The 16,785-nt window shown below is 58.7% G+C and carries 14 protein-coding genes and 2 pseudogenes; 10 read left to right on the top strand and 6 right to left on the bottom strand.

Annotated features, from left to right (window positions below; translation table 11 throughout):
* From QMZ25_RS06910 to QMZ25_RS06870, 8 genes are all read left to right on the top strand, one after another.
* Entirely contained in the window at positions 1–531 is a 531-nt protein-coding gene (locus QMZ25_RS06910; protein WP_283219339.1) for a methylated-DNA--[protein]-cysteine S-methyltransferase, read from the top strand.
* Between the two features lie 147 nt (positions 532–678).
* Complete coding sequence (locus tag QMZ25_RS06905; RefSeq protein ID WP_283219338.1) at positions 679–1,566, top strand: aldo/keto reductase; 888 nt, start codon at positions 679–681, stop codon at positions 1,564–1,566.
* Positions 1,567–1,683: 117 nt separating this feature from the next.
* Positions 1,684–2,373, top strand: a complete 690-nt coding sequence (locus QMZ25_RS06900) for a DNA-3-methyladenine glycosylase (RefSeq protein ID WP_283219337.1) — start codon at positions 1,684–1,686, stop codon at positions 2,371–2,373.
* Between the two features lie 58 nt (positions 2,374–2,431).
* A complete protein-coding gene (gene ada, locus QMZ25_RS06895; protein ID WP_283219336.1) occupies positions 2,432–3,526 on the top strand; it encodes a bifunctional DNA-binding transcriptional regulator/O6-methylguanine-DNA methyltransferase Ada in 1,095 nt (364 codons plus the stop codon).
* The gene (locus QMZ25_RS06890) at positions 3,523–4,215 is read left to right on the top strand and encodes a 2OG-Fe(II) oxygenase (RefSeq protein ID WP_283219335.1); all 693 of its coding nucleotides are present in this window, start codon (positions 3,523–3,525) and stop codon (positions 4,213–4,215) included. Before ada ends, QMZ25_RS06890 begins: the two co-directional genes overlap by 4 nt.
* 300 nt (positions 4,216–4,515) lie before the next feature.
* A complete protein-coding gene (locus QMZ25_RS06880) occupies positions 4,516–5,295 on the top strand; it encodes a 2OG-Fe(II) oxygenase (RefSeq protein WP_283219333.1) in 780 nt (259 codons plus the stop codon).
* A 666-nt stretch (positions 5,296–5,961) separates the two neighbouring features.
* The gene (locus QMZ25_RS06875) at positions 5,962–6,744 is read left to right on the top strand and encodes a histidine phosphatase family protein (RefSeq protein ID WP_283219332.1); all 783 of its coding nucleotides are present in this window, start codon (positions 5,962–5,964) and stop codon (positions 6,742–6,744) included.
* Position 6,745: 1 nt separating this feature from the next.
* Complete coding sequence (locus tag QMZ25_RS06870; protein WP_283219331.1) at positions 6,746–7,237, top strand: NAD(P)H-hydrate dehydratase; 492 nt, start codon at positions 6,746–6,748, stop codon at positions 7,235–7,237.
* Positions 7,238–7,485: 248 nt separating this feature from the next.
* Here QMZ25_RS06870 and QMZ25_RS06865 read toward each other — a convergent pair.
* Positions 7,486–7,590 (bottom strand): annotated as a pseudogene (locus tag QMZ25_RS06865) (TetR family transcriptional regulator); the annotation flags it as partial.
* Positions 7,591–7,700: 110 nt separating this feature from the next.
* Here QMZ25_RS06865 and QMZ25_RS06860 point away from each other — a divergent pair.
* Complete coding sequence (locus QMZ25_RS06860) at positions 7,701–8,144, top strand: nuclear transport factor 2 family protein (protein WP_283219330.1); 444 nt, start codon at positions 7,701–7,703, stop codon at positions 8,142–8,144.
* A 1,470-nt stretch (positions 8,145–9,614) separates the two neighbouring features.
* On the opposite strand, the gene QMZ25_RS06855 is transcribed toward QMZ25_RS06860, so the two are convergent.
* On the bottom strand, positions 9,615–10,286 hold the full coding sequence (locus tag QMZ25_RS06855) for a hypothetical protein (protein ID WP_283219329.1): 672 nt from the start codon (positions 10,284–10,286) through the stop codon (positions 9,615–9,617).
* Positions 10,286–11,317 carry an ImmA/IrrE family metallo-endopeptidase gene (locus QMZ25_RS06850; protein WP_283219328.1) on the bottom strand — a complete coding sequence of 344 codons (1,032 nt, stop codon included), beginning with the start codon at positions 11,315–11,317 and terminating at the stop codon, positions 10,286–10,288. Before QMZ25_RS06850 ends, QMZ25_RS06855 begins: the two co-directional genes overlap by 1 nt.
* A 436-nt stretch (positions 11,318–11,753) precedes the next feature.
* On the opposite strand from QMZ25_RS06850, the gene QMZ25_RS06845 reads away from it, so the two are divergent.
* A complete protein-coding gene (locus tag QMZ25_RS06845) occupies positions 11,754–12,314 on the top strand; it encodes a sce7726 family protein (protein WP_261728144.1) in 561 nt (186 codons plus the stop codon).
* Here QMZ25_RS06845 and QMZ25_RS06840 read toward each other — a convergent pair.
* The 3 genes and pseudogenes from QMZ25_RS06840 to QMZ25_RS06830 form a co-directional block, all read right to left on the bottom strand.
* The gene (locus tag QMZ25_RS06840; RefSeq protein ID WP_283219327.1) at positions 12,311–13,330 is read right to left on the bottom strand and encodes a hypothetical protein; all 1,020 of its coding nucleotides are present in this window, start codon (positions 13,328–13,330) and stop codon (positions 12,311–12,313) included. The genes QMZ25_RS06845 and QMZ25_RS06840 overlap by 4 nt on opposite strands.
* A 317-nt stretch (positions 13,331–13,647) precedes the next feature.
* Complete coding sequence (locus tag QMZ25_RS06835; protein WP_283219326.1) at positions 13,648–15,699, bottom strand: hypothetical protein; 2,052 nt, start codon at positions 15,697–15,699, stop codon at positions 13,648–13,650.
* A gap of 590 nt (positions 15,700–16,289) precedes the next feature.
* Positions 16,290–16,785: pseudogene (locus QMZ25_RS06830) on the bottom strand (ATP-binding protein); the annotation flags it as partial.

Here is a 16,785-nt window from a genome sequence, read left to right as displayed (position 1 = left end):
ATGGCATCGCCACTGGGCGAGATGCTGTTGGCCATCGACGCCCAGCAGGCAGTCCGAGCCTTGGATTTTGCCGGTCACGAGGGCCACATGCAGCGGGCCCTGGGCCAGCAGTATGGTCAGGTCGAACTCACCGAAGCAGCTGCCCCACCGTTCATCGAAGAAGCATTGACGCGGTACTTCGCTGGTGAGTGGGAGGCGATCGACGCGCTGCCTATCGCCACGCGAGGCACACCCCTACAGGAGCAGGTCTGGACGGCGCTTCGTCGCATTCCGGTCGGCACCACCACGTCTTACGGAAAGTTGGCCAAGGCCCTGGGTTTCGACGACCCACGTGCGGCCATCGATGTTGGCGCGGCCAACGGCGCCAATCCCATCGCCATCGTTGTCCCCTGCCACCGGGTCATTGCCAGTGATGGCGGCCTCAAAGGATACGCTTGGGGGCTGCACCGAAAGTCCTGGCTGCTGGAACACGAAAAGGCGCTTATGCCGCGCCAAGCGGTTCCCCAGACCGGGACATTGCCCGGGTTTTGAAACGTGCTTTGTCCCACGCTACCAGCAGCGCGCTGGAACGATGGCTCGAGCATGGATCAGTACCCGCAACCCTATTGGCCTGGGAACGCAGCATCGGCCAGTCGCTAAGTCGTTAGTGTTTTCATCCTTTTTCAGAAGAGAGCAAACATGAATCAACCCAATGCCCACCATTCGGGGCAGTTCTGTATTTCCGACATTTCCATCAATCGCTTGGGCTACGGCGCGATGCGAATCGTTGGCGATGGAATCTGGGGTCCTCCAAAGGACGTGCACGAGGCCCTTCGGACGCTTCGGCGACTGCCGGAGCTCGGTGTGAACTTCATCGACACCGCTGATAGCTACGGCCCGTACGACAGTGAGGAACTGATTCGGGAGGCGTTGTATCCCTACGATGGGTTGCTCATCGCTACCAAAGGGGGGTTCGTTCGTCATGGGGAGAATCAATGGGCGCCGCTGGGACGCCCTGAATACCTCCGGCATGCAGTGCTGCAGAGCATGCGGCGCCTGAACGTAGAACGGATCGACCTGTGGCAGCTGCATCGCATTGATCCCAAGGTCCCGCGGGATGAGCAGTTCGATGCCATCGCTCAGATGCAAAGGGAGGGGCTGATCCGCCATGTTGGTCTGAGCGAAGTGGGCGTTGATGAGATACAGGCCGCGCAGCAGCACTTTCCGGTGGTGACGGTTCAGAACATGTTCAACCTGGTGACCCGCAGGCACGAATCGGTGCTCAACTACTGCCAAGACCAAGGCATCGGCTTTATTCCATGGTTCCCGCTGGGCGCGGGCGATTTGGTCAAGCCGGGCTCCTTCCTGGATCGGCTCTCCAAGCGGACGGGTTTCACCCCCGGACAAATTGCTTTGGCATGGGTGCTGCAGCGCAGCCCGGTAACGTTGCCGATCCCCGGGACCGGTAAGGTTAGGCACCTTGAGGAGAACGTCGCTGCGGCGGGACTTCAGCTCTCTGCCGAAGATTTCGCCGAGCTGGATCGGCTGGGTCAAGCTGCGCCGGAAACGCCTGGGCCGGGAGCCTGATAGTCCCGCGCCGCCGCTCGCCTCCTCCGCAAGGGGGCCACCGAATGAGGTGGCCCCTGTTCAACGTTGCCGTCGCCGGCCGCAGCACAACGATGGTCCAGATAAGAACCGCATTCGATGATCCTTGCCTCGACAACTACCGCTGGCGCAGCCGACCTTTCGCCGCACGCCTATGCAAAGGCGGTCGCCTTTCTTTCCGCTCTTGATCCGGCATGGGCCCGCCACATCGAGATGGTCGGCCCGTGCCGGCACACGGCGAAACCGGCACGAGAGCCTTATGAGGCCTTGGTCCGTGCCATCGCCTACCAGCAACTGCACGCCAAGGCCGGTGACGCCATCTTGGCGCGATTTTTGGCGTTGTACCCAGATTCGACGTTCCCCTCAGCAACTCAGCTGCTGGCAACTGATCCAGAGCAACAACTCGCTTGCGGGTTTTCGGCGGCCAAGCTCGCCACCATCCGGGGAATCGCCCAGGCTACGCTGGAGGGCGTGGTCCCCAACCTTGCAGAGGCGCGCGCTTTGAGTGACGAGGCGCTGATCGAAAGGCTGGTTTCGCTCAAAGGGGTCGGGCGCTGGACCGTGGAGATGTTTCTGATTTACAGCTTGGAGCGTTCAGACATCCTGCCAGTGGATGACTTTGGAGTGCGAGAGGGCTATCGGCGCCTCAAAGACCTGGAAAAAGCTCCAACACCACGCCAGATGCGTGAGCTGGGCCGGGCTTGGAGTCCGTATCGGACAGTGGCGGCTTGGTATCTCTGGAGGTTGCCAGCACGTGAACAGGGGCTTGAGTTCGATAGCAAGAAATAGATTTCTTGCGCATGAATTGTAATTTACAGTGTCCACGTCGTGAACTCAGGACCACACCATGAACATGCAAGATCCTTCTCCTTTTGCTTACGATACTGACGATGCGCGCTGGGAAGCGGTGCAGGCGAGAGACGTCCACGCAGACGGCCACTTCGTCTATGCCGTGCGGACCACAGGTGTGTATTGCCGCCCTAGTTCTTCGGCGCGGCTGCCAAAGCGCGCGAACGTGGTGTTCTTTGACTCCGAGCAGGCAGCTGAAGCAGCAGGCTACCGTGCGAGCCGTCGCGCCAAGGGCGATCGCACCATCGCCGCAGCACAACGCACGGCCTTGGTCGCGCGTGCCTGCCGTCAGATCGAGACAGCCGAAACCGCTCCAAATCTGGATGAGTTGGCCGCGGAAGCGGGAATGAGTCCCTTCCACTTCCATCGCGTTTTCAAAGCGGAAACCGGCCTGACGCCCAAGGCCTACGTCACCGCATTTCGTGCCCGCAAACTGCGTGAGGAATTGAACTCGTCCGTCGGCACGGTGACCGACGCCATCTACGGCGCGGGCTTCAACTCCAACAGCCGTTTTTACGAAACGTCCGAGGAGGTCTTGGGCATGCGAGCAAAGGAGTATCGTGCGGGCGGCATCGGAACGGTGATTCGGTTCGCTGTAGGTGAATCTGCACTGGGCGCAATTTTGGTGGCACAGAGCCAACGCGGCATTTGCACCATTCTCTTGGGCGACGACCCTGATCGGCTGGTGCGCGACTTACAGGACCAGTTCCCCAAAGCGGAGCTCGTGGGCGGAGATGGCAACTTCGAGAAGCTGGTTGCCCAAGTGGTTGGGTTCATTGAGGCGCCCGGGATTGGACTGAATTTGCCATTGGACGTGCGAGGTACGGTCTTTCAGCAGCGCGTGTGGCAAGCCCTTCGTGAGATACCTGCTGGCGAGACCGCCAGCTATGCGCAGATCGCCGAGCGCATCGGCACGCCCAAAGCGGTGCGTGCAGTGGCCCAGGCCTGCGCTGCCAATCACTTGGCGGTTGCCATTCCTTGTCACCGTGTCGTGCGACGAAACGGTGATATATCGGGCTATCGTTGGGGGGTGGAGCGTAAACGAGAACTATTGCGCCGTGAGGTGCAGGCTACAAAAGGACAGCAATCATGAGTGTATTGGCAACCACCATTGAAGCCTTGGATTGGGAAGAAATTGCCCGCCAGCTGGATGGGGAGGGCTATGCACTCCTGCCCGGTCTACTGTTGCCGGATTTGCCGTCGATAGAGGAGGGAACGGACGAAGGATGGGTGTCCCTGACCTCGGTAGATATGGGGCGAGGCAAACTCTACTACTATGCCGACGATATGCCCGAACCGTTGGGCACTCTGCGCCAGTCGCTTTATCCGCATTTGGCCGCGATCGCCAACAGCTGGAATCAGGTACTGGGAGTCGATGACCGTTACCCGCTAACGCTCAAGGCCTTCCAACAACGGCAGCGTGAAGTGGGGCAGGTGCGTGGCCAGAGCCATCTGTCCCAACTTGGCGAATCGGACTACTTGGCGCTTCACCAACGCGCCGAGGACGAGCTGATATTCCCCTTGCAGCTGATCGGTCTGTTGTCGGCGCCTGGGCAAGACTTCACTGGCGGCGAATTCGTGATGACCGAACAGAGGCCACGCATGCAGTCCCGGCCTATGGTGCTGCCCCTGACCCAAGGAGATGCGGCCATCATCAGCACCGCACAGCGGCCCTTCAAGGGCAGTAAGGGGTATTACCGGGTAAATCTCAAGCACGCCATCAGCAGGGTGCGCAGCGGTGAACGTCGGGGACTGGAGCTTTTCTTCCATGACACGCGATGACACCGGCCTTCCGCGCCCGACTTCCGTGTCTGCAAAGTCATGGACACTGCTTGGCGCGGACCAGAAACCATACGCCAGCAGTGTGCCGGGAACACTGGGCGGGCATCGAGGCGGGAAGATATATGGTCGGCTGAACTGTCGGGCAGCGCTCCAGGCCATCGCCCGGGGGGGGTACGTCAAACATCGCGTCTTTTTCATCGACGAAGCAACAGCAGTGGCCGCCGGCTACCGCCCATGTGCAGTATGCATGCCTGAGCGGTACGCAGCTTGGAAGGCTGAAAACTCCCCAAAGAAAGCGACATGATCATGACGACGCCAACCCTGTTCACCCTCCCTGAGACGTCCCTTCCCGGCCCTCTTCCTGTCGATTACCTAAGCCTGGAAGATCGAATCGAACACAGCGCCTGGAACACGCTTGAAACCCAGCTCACCCGCGAGGGGTTTGCCGTCCTGCCCGGGCTGCTAAGTCCTGCGCAGTGTCGCCAGACAGCAGATCTATTTTTAGAAGAGGATTTGTTCCGCAGTCGCATTGTGATGGAACGTTACGCGTTTGGTCGAGGCGTCTACAAGTACTTTCGCTATCCGTTGCCGGATCTAGTGGGTCGCCTGCGCGAATCCTTGTATTCGCATCTCGCCCCCATAGCCAACCGTTGGCATACCGCAATGCGCATTGGAGAGCGCTTTCCTGCTACCCATGCGGAGTTTCGGGAGATTTGCAACCGGGCCGGCCAGCCGCGCCCAACCCCACTGTTGCTGCGATACCAAGCCGGCGATTACTGCTGCTTGCACCAAGACCTGTACGGCGATCACGTCTTCCCGCTGCAGGTAGTGTTTCTGTTGGATCAGCCCGGCCGGGATTTTGAAGGAGGAGAGCTGCTGCTGACTGAGAGCGATCCCAAGCGACCAGGCAGGGCAGAGGTGGTGCCCTTGGGCCAAGGCGATGCAGTGGTATTCGCCGTCAACCATCGGCCGGTACGTTCGGCAAGGGGATTCTACAGAGCTAATTTACGACATGGGGTGAGCAGGCTGCTCGCGGGCCAGCGACACACGCTGGGTATTATCTTCCATGACGCAAAATAGCTTTTCCGACTAAGTTTTCTTCAGCTCCTTGATGCCCAAGTGCCGCGTGTATTTGGAAGGGATTTAACTTTGAGGAACAACAGCAAGAGCGCGGTCGCCGCCACAGGTGTCGAGCGAACACTCTTCTAAAGAGCAGCTGAGCGGGCAAGTGTCCTCGGATTCGCCGCGTGGTCCACGGACGAGTGTCGCCACGACCGTCGAGCCCCGATCATCCTTCGAGCCTACGACGTTCAGGCCACCTGAATCTCGCCCAACAGCCGGCCTAAAAATTCCTGTCCCTTCTACAAGTCCGGGATTTCCCGTTCAGACATGAATAGACCCTGTTGAACATGATCTTGCGGTAAGAGTAGCGACTTTTCGCCCCAAGCCCACATCGATTCGATGCCTAACCCTGCGGCAACTGCGCATCAATGCCCTCTGCCTTGCGGCCACCACCAACCAAGTAATATTTGCACTGGTCCGTCACGCACCGAAATTTTCTCCCTCATAAGCTGAAATCTCTGCAATGGTGCGCTGATAATGTTCGGAAAGAACATGCATCAATTGGGACATATCGGCTCGCTGATCGGTAACTAAATTGCGCTAGGAGTGCTTCAGGGCGTGGTAGGGGCAGAGTTAAATTCACGCCTGAAATACTCCCTCCGGGCTAGAACGACCGAACAGGAGATGCAGGAGGCCGACGTGCAGCAGAGTAGTGCGATGGAGGGGGTCACCACGCGGTGGCCGGAGAGAATCTGGGTGGTACGGCATGGCCAGAGTGCTGGGAACGTGGCACGTGACTACGCCGAGGCAAACAACATCACTCTGATCGAACTGGAACACCGCGATGCAGATGTACCGCTCTCATCGCTTGGGCAGCGCCAATCCCAAGCGCTTGGCGCATGGATCAAGGGACTTAAGGAACATCAGCGACCTCAGGTTGTGCTGGCCTCTCCGTATGTGCGTGCGCAGCAAACCGCACAGGCAGTGGCAGACGTGCTCGGCAATGACCGGCGTTTGGTCATTGATGAGCGCCTGCGGGAGAAGGAATTCGGCATTCTGGATCGCTATACCTCCAGCGGCATCGTCGCCACCTTCCCAGAGCTGGCCGCTCAGCGACGACTTGTCGGAAAGTTCTATTTCCGTCCCCCTGGTGGCGAGAGTTGGTGCGACGTGATCCTGCGGCTACGCGGGGTGGTTGGGGATCTGCAGCGCAACCACGCCGGCGCACGCATAATGATCGTAGCCCACCAGGTGATTGTGAACTGCATGCGGTACCTCCTGGAGGGCATGGATGAACAGACAATTCTCGACATTGATCGTCAGGGCGATGTGCCAAACTGCGGAGTCACGGAGTATCAAGCTGCCCAGGGCGGCCGGCTCGTTTTAGTGCAGGCCAATTTCGTCTCGCGTGAGCTCGCCGAGGCGCCCACGACCACTTCGCCTGACCAACCCGCTGGAGCCAGGTGAGATGACGCGCCGGGTTGTGCAGTGGCTGATACCGGCGGTTCTGCGGGCGCATCCTGTGCCGGCGCCCGGTCGCGACAAGGAGGACCGGGGCCGAGTGTCCGTCGTGGGCGGGTCTCGACAAGTGCCGGGAGCGGCTTTGCTGGCAAGCGAAGCCGCTCTTCGCGCGGGAGCGGGCAAGCTGCAGATTGGGACCGCAGGGAGCCTGGTGGCGGCACTGGCGTTGGCTGTGCCTGAAGCAATGTTCCCGGCAATGCACGAGACCGCCGGAGAAGAACTGGCTGCCAGCATGGCCGCCCCATTTCATGGCTCGAGGGCAAAGTCCAAGGCCCGCAATGCGTGCCCGATCAGCGCTTCGAGTTCGGCGCGGCTTGCACCGTCCCTAGCCTGGAATGAAATCATCTGCGTGACGCTGTGTAGGAACACGGCACATGGCAGGGTGTCGAGCCCAGCAGGCAACTCACCGGCGGTACGGGCACGTTCGAGACGTGCATGAATGAACTCGCGGGTCTTGCCGCGTGCCGCTTTGAGGTATGCCCGCGCGCGTTCGTTGTCCGGCAAGCAATTTACCACGCCGAGTACCAGCAGGCAGCCTCCAGGCCTTACCGATTGGGCCACGTCGATGCTCGCATTAAGCATGCCCTCAATGCCATCGCGCAATGTGGCGCCGCAGTCCAGCGCCTGCCGTGGCTTTGCCCCCACCGTTGCGATGTAGTGGTCTACCGCTTCGCAAAAAACTGCCTCTTTGGAGCCAAACGCTATGTAGAAGCTCGGTGGCGCGATGCCCGCCGCCGCCGTCAGATCGACTAGTTGTGCACCTTCATAACCGCGGGCCCAGAACACCTTCATCATCGCTTGAAGGGCGACATCACGGTCGAAGCGCCGTGGGCGGCCACGCTGAGTCATGTCTTCTCCATTTATGTAATTGCTACTACAGTATTCTACAAGTCCGGCCCTTCATGGCCAACCTGAGCACCAACTTACAAAGAGAGGATCGAGTTATGTATGCATCTCCCCGCGCCATCGTCGAAGACTTTTTTCACCGCGCCGGGACGGGCGAGCCCGTCGAAAAGATCGCCGAACTGGTCAGCGAACAAGTCGATTGGTTTGTGGCGGGCGACACGAACGTCGTACCGTGGATTGGCCGCAAAGTTGGCAAGGCAGGCGCGGCAGAGTTCTACGCCCAAATCCGTGAGCAGATTTCGTCCGAAGCGTTCGATGTGAGCGAGATCCTCTCGCAAGGCAATCGGGTGATCGCGCTTGGGAAGCTGGCTTCACGCGTCGTGCGCACCGGAAAGTTGACCGAATCCGAATTCTGCTTCGACTTCATCGTCGAGAATGGCGAGATCACCCGTTTCCGTCTTTTCGAGGACAGTTTTGCCGTAGCGCAAGCCGCAGCCTGATGCAGTTCGCAAGTCCTCTCATTGGGCAATGATTGCCATAGTGCGCGCAAAACCATTGCCCCTCGCCCCGCCACCCAGGAGAAGAAGGCGGCGACAGCGCGAATTTGACGCCTTTCACCCGGCCGCGGTCATTGCCGCGACCGGCATCTAGCCACAGGCCCCCAGGGCGACACGGCTTGGGGCCGGTGGCCAAGAGCCTGGGACCCCCTCTGTCCGGGTCAATCAGCCCGAGACGTCCTTGAAGACTATGATCAACGCGGAGGACGATGCAAGTCGATCGGACGAGAGCTCTGATTTGATCTAGGGTTGTGGCTCCGCCTTACCCGCATGTCAGTAGCGCGAGTTGGCTTGGTTGCACTTGCTTTGGAACCTGGCACGCAGTCCGTGACAAACACTGGGCGAGGGTTGCCAGTGGGCTCGTGCCCCTATGCATTGCGAGATGAGTGGCGCAACTTTTTTAAAGGAAAAAGTGATACAACTGCTACGGACAACAGGGGGAGATTGCCGTGCTGAACAACGATAAGCCCTATTATCTTGAGCACTTGGTTGACTGTGTCAATCGAATGCTTCACTTTCGAGATGTGGGCGCCCACCTCGCACACAATCGTGCGAACTCTGGCGCTAGTACGCTCGATAAGGGCAACAATCGAATTATTGAGGGCAATATTGCCTGTTTGGTCCTTACCAGTGGACTCCAGTCCTACGGGGTCGAATGGGTGGGCGCTAGCTTTAATCTGAAGGAATACCTTAAAGAGTTGCTGAAATCCGACGGGGGCTACTTACTGATAGAGCCCCAGGGGAAGTGCATACACTCTCACATCAAAACGGGCGACAAAAATTCAAAAATCCCTCCCTTCTCGCCTTTATTTCCTGCAATGGAGGATGACAGGACACATGACTCGGAATATCTTCTACTCAACTTCCTTGGCCACGCCATCGGGAACAATTGTGTGCCAGCTACCGGAAGACTTTCCTTAATTACTGAGAGAATTCCTTGCGAGAGCTGCACTGCAGTCATATGTCAATTTTTAAAGACGTTTTGTGATATCACTCTTGATGTTTTCTACTTGTATGACACGCATGATCGATATCCTGCGAGCTTTCTCAACTCCGTGTCTGCGTATGACGTCCAATTGTTCAAAGTGGCGTTCCATACAGTTGTCGACCTGGTAAAAGTTCATGAGAACCCAAGGGTTACGCTCAAGCCTAGGGCACGCGAACAAGTAAGAATGTTCGGTGGGTCTCCCAACCAGATCCTGCAAGCCGTGAGGCCGGGCACCAGGGGGTCTGCCAACTAACCTAGGCGGCCGCTGCTGAGGGCAGGCTTAGCTCAGATGCAAAGGGCAAATAAGGGAATGACTGCATCCGGCCGGACGCGGACGCGCGCCAAGGCTCAGCTCGCCGCTGGCTAGCTTTAATTTCTTCAAATCAGAACAGCTCGGCGAGTCTGCAAGCTAAGCCGACAGCAGCCTATGAAGCAGGCGTCCGGTCATCAATCTGCATCAGGTACGGTGATTGGTACTTGCCAGATGTCTTAATCTGAAGGTCCCTCAGGTAGCTTTGCAGCCCCTCGGAGATTGCCTGTTCATCAGCAGCGACAGATCTGCCGAACACGGTGCTAATCGCGCTATTGACGTCCGGTCGGACGCGCACGCGGTCGGAAACGTACGCCCAGCCAAAATGGCTGACAAGCAGGGCCAAAGCCTCCTCCAAGCAGATGATCTGCGCCCAGTTGAAGCTGTCCTGTATTGACGCACCTACTTTGCACAGCGCTACCAGTGAACGCTTGTCGCCCGTGATCAGCCCGGCGCTATTGTCCTCGCAGAGTGCGGCAAAAAGTGCCAACTCACCACCATCGATATCCGGTGTACCTTCGAGCAGCGCATAGTTGGCCGACTCTGTGAGAACCACAACTTCACTGGCTTGGGACACCAGCAGATTGACCTGAGCCACTGCCAAGTCACTACCAAGCTTGAGTAGCGATTTGGCTGGATTTGCAGCATGCAGTTGGAAGCGAAGCTGAGAAAGAATTGAAAAGTCACTCAGCTTGATGCCCAGCGCGGTGGCCAGGTCTTCAATCAACCCGTACTGACAAAGAGACTTTGCCGCGTCGCTATCTAGCAGGTAGTGAGTGGCGCTCATCAGAATCCTTGCATGCTAAGCAAGTACGCGCGGTTGTCATCGGAAAGCCTGTCAACGTGGCAGTTCTTTAGGAAGCGGCCGTGCAACAGTTCCAGTGCACTCTTTTGGTTGGGTAGGTAGCCCAATGCCTGATGGCCGAACAGCCAGTCGTCATGCTCTCGGGCATAGCTGAGGATGATGTGGCCCGGGTCGATTCCAAGATCCTTGCCGCGGCTGACTGCTTCCATGGTGAGCTCTGCGGGTGAGGCCGGCGGCTGGTCGGTCTGGGGGAGATGGCGGTGGCCATTGCGTAGCAGCGTCAGCGCGAACTCATCGGCTTGGTGCTCTTCGGCATCGGCCAGGTTGTCCTCGGCTCCCTCGATGCTTTCGGTGATGGCTTCAAGGCCCTCATCGATCAGTACGCCCGCCGAATCGACATGGCCAAGACACACATGTGCCAGCTCGTGCGCGAGTACGAAAAGCTGCTTGGCGTTTTGGTTGGACTGGTAACCCAGGACGAAGACGGGCCTTCCATCAATGCGCAGTGCCATCCCGGTGACGCGCTTGCTCCCTCTGGGAAGGTCCTTGAGGAAGAGAACCGGGATGCCCTGATGCCAGCAAAAATCCAGAAGCGCTTGGAAGCTGATGTCCTTGGTTTCGCTGCCGGCCCGCACCATTCTGGCGAGCATCAGCGGGTCGTTAGGGAGGTCCTGGGCAGGCTGCTCCATGCAGAACAGAGCCAGTTTCCCCATTGCAACGCCCAGATTTGAGCAGACCTGTAGTTCGCTCTCTAAGGTCGCTGCGCGCTTTTTATAACGGGCACGGCGATCCGGGGCGAGCACTTCCAGCTCACCGCTCTCTGCAAAGCCAACATCCAGGCCAAGGCGTTGCTTGAGGATCGAGGCAAACTCAATCGCACCAGTGCTCGTCTTGAAAAGTGCGTTGTCCCACCAGTCGGGCAGAAGCCGGGTGACAAAGCTTTTGGGGAATCCGGCCGCGTCAAGAGCAGCGTAGGCGCTCTTGACCGTCACCGTTGGGGTGTTCTTGTTCATCCTTGGCCTCCGTTGGGCCTAGGCCAATTGTTACATGTGGGCTCGCTGGTGGGCAAAAAGCAGCTTGGCCAGTCGGCCGGCATGGGCATCGGTACCATCCCAGACGTGTGCGAGGGCCTCCATCAGCACCTGCGATTCCCTCGGGTCGCTGGTACCCTCGTATGCATCAATGTCCGCATATTTGCATAGGCTGCGCATCGTGCGTCCAACCTTCTTAGGACTGCCAAACAGATTGCGGTAGACCTGGGGTTGGCCCAAGCCTGAGGCCCTGGCAATAGCAGTGCTGGTCTTCAACCCATCTTGCGCGAATCGACTCCGAAGCTCGGCTGCGAGGGATTGTGTTTGCTTAAGCCGTTTCATGCAAAAGCCAAATTTGGAGTGCATAGAAGCATAGCCGTGTTATGCTTTACCTGTACACCCCCGACCCAGACGGCCCATGAGAGAGCTCCAGATCAAACAGGCGTTGGCCGACCACTTGGCCAGGCAGTCTGCTGCCACGGATATCTCATTGATCGAGGAACTGCGCCTTCACGGCGGGGAAGTCCGTGCGGACCTTGTTTTGGTCGAGCAGATGCATTGCTTTGAGATCAAGAGCGAGGCAGACAGCTTGGCGCGTCTGATTAATCAGGGATCCCGCTACGGCTGGGTGTTTGACCGGGTCACCTTGGTGATGGCGCCCTGTCATGTCACCAAGGCCATGGAACTTTTACCGCCCTGGTGGGGCGCCATGGTGGTGGATAGCAGTACCGGCTCGTTTGAGGTTCTGCGTGAGGCGGGATTGAACGTCAGGCACAAGGCGGCCTCGCTTGCTTCCATTCTTAACAAGGATGAAGCGCTTGAAGTTCTGCGGCAGGAGGGTCAGCTCACAGGCTGGCGCAGCAAGAGCCTGTATCTGATACAGCGGCATATCGCGCAGACCTTCAACCTTGAAGAGATCAAAGAGCACATCCGCGCTGCACTGCTCGCACGCGCGAGCAATGCAGCGGCAGTGCACTAGTACTGCTTCTGCAGTACGTAGCTGATGTGGTGGGTCCAGAACTCGGTGATGTGATAGTGACCACCTGTCTTGTCCTTGGCCGCCACAGTAGGGTCGACCCGGTCGGCGATGAGCCGGTCGCCAAATGAGAAAGGCTTGCCTTGGAATTCGGCGGGATAGCTGGTCAAGAAGATGCTCGAGATTGCGTTTGACTCTGCTTTTGTGGCGTATTGACCGCGAACGATGCGCCATTTGTCGTCAAGCGCGTATCGGATGGTGACTCGACTTCCGCGACGCGTGAGCGTTTCCTCGGACCAGTTTGGACTGAGCGGTCCGTAGTCCGAGAAGCCAACTAGCGCGGCGGGAGCCAACGCCTCGACGCTGGCCCAGAGATCCCAGTCTTTCCTCTTGACCTCGCCGGCGCCGTTGATATGCGCAAGCGACATGGGGAAAGCGCCAGAGGCGAGATGAATGTGTGCGAATCCCAGGCCCTTCAGGGCCAGAAGCATGCCCGCCAGGGCGCTCTTCTCGGTAGCGCCATAGGCTGGCGTTGGGCCAAGGTCGACGATTAGGCGGTTGGCCTTGGCAGCCAGTCCAGGTACAGCAAGTGCGGCCTGCACAATGGCAATGCCGTAGGGCACGTGTTCAATGTTCGACAGTCGCAAGCGAAGGGCAACATTCCGATTTCCCAAGTGAGGGGAAATCAGCGGGAAGTCCGCCGCAGCGGTCGTCGGGTTGAGCACAGGTATGCTCAGCAGGCCAGAGCCTCCCACCAGTTTCAGAAACTGGATCAACTCATTGAGCCGGGTGGCGGTGAGCTTACCCTCTGGATCGGAGTAGTCGATCAGTGCCGCGTGCTTCCAGACGTTGGCAAAGCTGCTCAACATCGTGGCGTGTTGTGCTGGCAGACGTGCCTCAATGCATGGAAGTGTTCTTGCCGCCACTGGAGCAAGTAGCTCCTTCAGTGCGCGCTGCTCCCACATCTGCCATTTGATGATCGGTACGTACTGCGGGTGACCTTCGTATTTAGTCGCCATGGCCCCTTCCTTGGCGGTGATAGTGTTCCAGCTCCCCTTCTTTAATGCTGAGCTGGTTGCATGCTCCGGGAGGAACCTCCCTCCATGGAGTCCTGGTGATACTCGGTGGAAATGTGACGAGTGTCAAACACACGGGCCGAGATTTAAGTGGCCGCAGCCGAGCCTTTGCATTTGGTTAAAGATTGGACTGGCCGCGCGCTCCAGTAAGGCCGTGTTCCGCGCCGGACCCATGATCTGGCTCGGAGCGTAGGATGCTGAAATCGCCTGACCGGCTAGTACGTGGCATCCCAGACCATCGATCCTCCTCTAAAAGCGGCTCACCCCGGGATCTTCTTGTCAGCGGAGAATCTACTGAAGAAGGTGGTAAGCGGGCCGGCGCTCCAGACGGCGGACTTAGGCTTGGCTGGAGAAGCGTCTATCTGGGTCAGCTCGGCACTATCCTGCGTAGCTTCATCTGGCGACCCTTCTCCTTTCGTCGACCTGTTCTTCCTGGTGGCGACCTTCTCAAAGTAATGGGGGTGGCAATAGCATTCGATGCTCTTGGACTGAAAGTGGCGCGACATGGAAATTCCGCTTGCTTGCCTGATGATCTGTAGGGCCTCGGTGATCTCCTTGCGCACGTCCCCACCGCGGTGCAAGACGAATGCAGACGAGTAGTTTTCGGTTTCCCTCATTTCAATCTCAAACCAGAACCCCTTTTGGCCATTGAGAAGATCGACCTCCAGCACCAGCGCAGAGCGTTCTTGAGCGGTAAAGGGGGTGCTTCCCGAAGCAAGGTAGGGCCAACAGCGTGTGGACCAGTTCGCGGCGTAAGAGCCAACCACCGCGTTCCTGCGGAGGGCTTCATGCTGGTGCTCGGTCAAGAAGTTCCAGCACTTGAACGCAGCGACATGGACTAGCTGACAAAGGACTACTGGACCGATTGGTGCGAAGTCACGGATGTGCCCCTTGGTGCGCAACATCTCCATCGCTGTAATGAGTCCTTCATGGATGTCGGACGCGGGACGCTTCTCCTTACGAGAGCGCAAATGGCTGATCGACTCACCATCGCCATTGGGTCGCCCATGTGACCCCTCATTTGTTGGGGGGGCGTTGGGTGCGGGCCGACCTCCGGTTCGAGTGGTGCTCTTGTCCTTGGTCAGGTCATGGCTAGGGTGCGGTGGATCGACCTCAAAGGAGAGCGCTGGGACGTCAAATCCTTCTCTCTTGGTAGAGCCAGCTTTCGTATCAACGCTTGGCATCCCCTTGGGTCGCTTCCTCTGCTCTCGGGGTTTGGGCTTCCATGTCTTCTGCTCATCTGTCACCTGGACATGGGCACCGTCGGTGTTGTCGTTGATCAGGATCTTGCCCACGGGGGGCATCCTCTCCGGCATATTGACGCTATGGATGGCGCGCACCAGCAGGATCTTGCCTTGGAAGGAATCTCCCTTCCTCCGCCGCAACGCATAGCCGGAAACCACAGCGCGGTATGGCCCTCGGCCTGGCTGCAAGGGAAGTCTCGCGTTGGTGTACCAACGCGGATCTTGGGAAGGGTCAAGGTCGATTCTCTCCATTGCCCTCTGCATCGGAGTAGCAAGCCGATTCGCTTGCACTCGCCCGTACTCATCGAAATAGAGAAGTGCGATCAGTGTGGCGTCGTCCTTAGACATGCCCAGTTCTAGCACGAGGTTCCAAGCGCCAGTCACATCGTCTGCGCCCGTCTTGTTGCCAGCAAAAACCTCGGAGTAGACCGCTTCGGAAGCAACTGTGTCCCATGGACCCATGCTGAAGATATCCGCAACTTTGTTAGTGAATCCGTAGAACGTCCGGTAGATCGCCATGCGAGGAATGACGAACTCCACGTGCTTGGTCGGATCGGGGTCACTGGTGTTCCTGACGACCAGGAACTCACTTCTGGCGCGGTACCGCGGATCAAGGTCCAGCTGACGCTTGGACAACACTTTGATGGGGTAGCGGTTGCTGTCACGACCGATTTCGGTATGAGCATGAACTTCCTGCAAGCGGCCCGTGCTGTGGTGCGCAGTGTAGAGCGCGGAAGACTCGCCTTCTTCCAACGCGTTCCCAGTTCGCAACTGCAACGCAGGCAAGGCGCCTACGTACTTGCTGCGCCTGAATACATCGCCGATCGCATATACAGACACGGCGCCAACGAAGATAGTGGTGATGAATGCCTCTCCATCGCGCATGCCGAACAACTCGGCGGTTTGCCGGAGTGAGAGCTTTTCTGGCGCTGCCATTCCCAACGGGATCGGGACCAGCTGGCACTCTACTGCGGTCGAGTCAGTGCCCTTGTGCGGCTTGGAGTAGCCGTCCATGTGAAGAATGAACCAATTGCGGTCGTCATCAGGGAAGTCTGTGAATTCAGTCATGCCATCGCTATGCGGAGTTCGTCATCATCCTTAGCGGCACTGAGGCTTTTTAATTGAGCCGCCGCAATTTGATCGCTAACTGCCCAAGCAGGAGCGGGGGACATGTGCTCGGACCATCAAGACTGGCTAGAGGGCTTCCTCAGTGAAGTCTCTCGCTCCAGAGAGACGTTCAACCGCTGACCCCAAGGGCTGGCATGCGCGCGCGTGAGCGCTCACCTGGTAGGCAGCCTAACGAATGAGGCTCGAGTCAGAAGCTTTGGGGCCCGCCGATGGATAGCAGGACCACCTTCACTGGCGGACGTAAAAGCCCTGCTCGAGTTCTTCCAAACAACTTCTACCAGCGGTACGCGCGTGCCCGCGGCACTTGGTAGCAAATCAATTTCAAGCAGACCACTGGGTCGACGCTTTAAACGAATCCGAGCGGATCGCAACCTAGCATTCGGGCCAGCTGGCGGGGCTGATGCGTTCTTCTGCTACAGATCCGAAGACGTAAGCTCAAATCAATGAGTTACGGCAGGGGGCTTCCGTTCCTAGGGGCTTGGCGAGTCGCGACAATTAATGTCGAGTCTCGCTAATTGGTGTGGATGACAGCCGCCGCCCACCAGTGCCGCAGCGCTGGCGCTGTGGTGTGGCGCGCGGAACGGTCGTTGTCGCCATCGCTTCGGGTCCAGCCCTTCGCCGCTGACCGAGGCGATGGCCGCCAGCTGCAACGCATCGATCTCGGTGGACGCCGGCAGCAGCCCGGGAAGGCGTGAAGCAAGCAGGGTCTTGCCACAACCGGGGCTGCCGATCAGCAGCAGATGGTGCCCGCCGGCCGCAGCCACCTCCAGCGCGCGCCGTGCATGCACCTGCCCGCGCACATCGGCCAGATCCGGCAGCGGCAGGGGCATGGTGTCCACCCGCTCAACCTGCGGCAGCAGGCGCGGATTGCCCAACCCGGCGCAGCATTCCAGCAACGTGCGGGCCACGCGCACGTCGGCGTGTTCGGCCAGCGCCGATTCGGCCGCATTCCCCGGTGGGACCACCAGGATGCGGCCCGCTTCGGCCGCCGCGATGGCGGCGGGCAGCGCGCCTGCAACCGGGCGC

This window comes from Stenotrophomonas sp. RS-48 (assembly GCF_030053245.1).
In the GTDB taxonomy this organism is placed as follows: domain Bacteria; phylum Pseudomonadota; class Gammaproteobacteria; order Xanthomonadales; family Xanthomonadaceae; genus Stenotrophomonas; species Stenotrophomonas maltophilia_P.
The sequence above is the reverse complement of the archived record's forward strand: the minus strand, read 5'-3'. Positions and strand labels throughout refer to the sequence as shown.

Bases quoted from the DNA above. Each gene is read 5' to 3' on its own strand.
- QMZ25_RS06910 (WP_283219339.1), top strand. From the start codon at position 1: ATGGCATCGCCACTGGGCGAGATGCTGTTGGCCATCGACGCCCAGCAG.
- QMZ25_RS06905 (WP_283219338.1), top strand. From the start codon at position 679: ATGAATCAACCCAATGCCCACCATTCGGGGCAGTTCTGTATTTCCGAC.
- QMZ25_RS06900 (WP_283219337.1), top strand. From the start codon at position 1,684: ATGATCCTTGCCTCGACAACTACCGCTGGCGCAGCCGACCTTTCGCCG.
- ada (WP_283219336.1), top strand. From the start codon at position 2,432: ATGAACATGCAAGATCCTTCTCCTTTTGCTTACGATACTGACGATGCG.
- QMZ25_RS06890 (WP_283219335.1), top strand. From the start codon at position 3,523: ATGAGTGTATTGGCAACCACCATTGAAGCCTTGGATTGGGAAGAAATT.
- QMZ25_RS06880 (WP_283219333.1), top strand. From the start codon at position 4,516: ATGATCATGACGACGCCAACCCTGTTCACCCTCCCTGAGACGTCCCTT.
- QMZ25_RS06875 (WP_283219332.1), top strand. From the start codon at position 5,962: ATGCAGGAGGCCGACGTGCAGCAGAGTAGTGCGATGGAGGGGGTCACC.
- QMZ25_RS06870 (WP_283219331.1), top strand. From the start codon at position 6,746: ATGACGCGCCGGGTTGTGCAGTGGCTGATACCGGCGGTTCTGCGGGCG.
- QMZ25_RS06860 (WP_283219330.1), top strand. From the start codon at position 7,701: ATGGCCAACCTGAGCACCAACTTACAAAGAGAGGATCGAGTTATGTAT.
- QMZ25_RS06855 (WP_283219329.1), bottom strand. From the start codon at position 10,286: ATGAGCGCCACTCACTACCTGCTAGATAGCGACGCGGCAAAGTCTCTT.
- QMZ25_RS06850 (WP_283219328.1), bottom strand. From the start codon at position 11,317: ATGAACAAGAACACCCCAACGGTGACGGTCAAGAGCGCCTACGCTGCT.
- QMZ25_RS06845 (WP_261728144.1), top strand. From the start codon at position 11,754: ATGAGAGAGCTCCAGATCAAACAGGCGTTGGCCGACCACTTGGCCAGG.
- QMZ25_RS06840 (WP_283219327.1), bottom strand. From the start codon at position 13,330: ATGGCGACTAAATACGAAGGTCACCCGCAGTACGTACCGATCATCAAA.
- QMZ25_RS06835 (WP_283219326.1), bottom strand. From the start codon at position 15,699: ATGACTGAATTCACAGACTTCCCTGATGACGACCGCAATTGGTTCATT.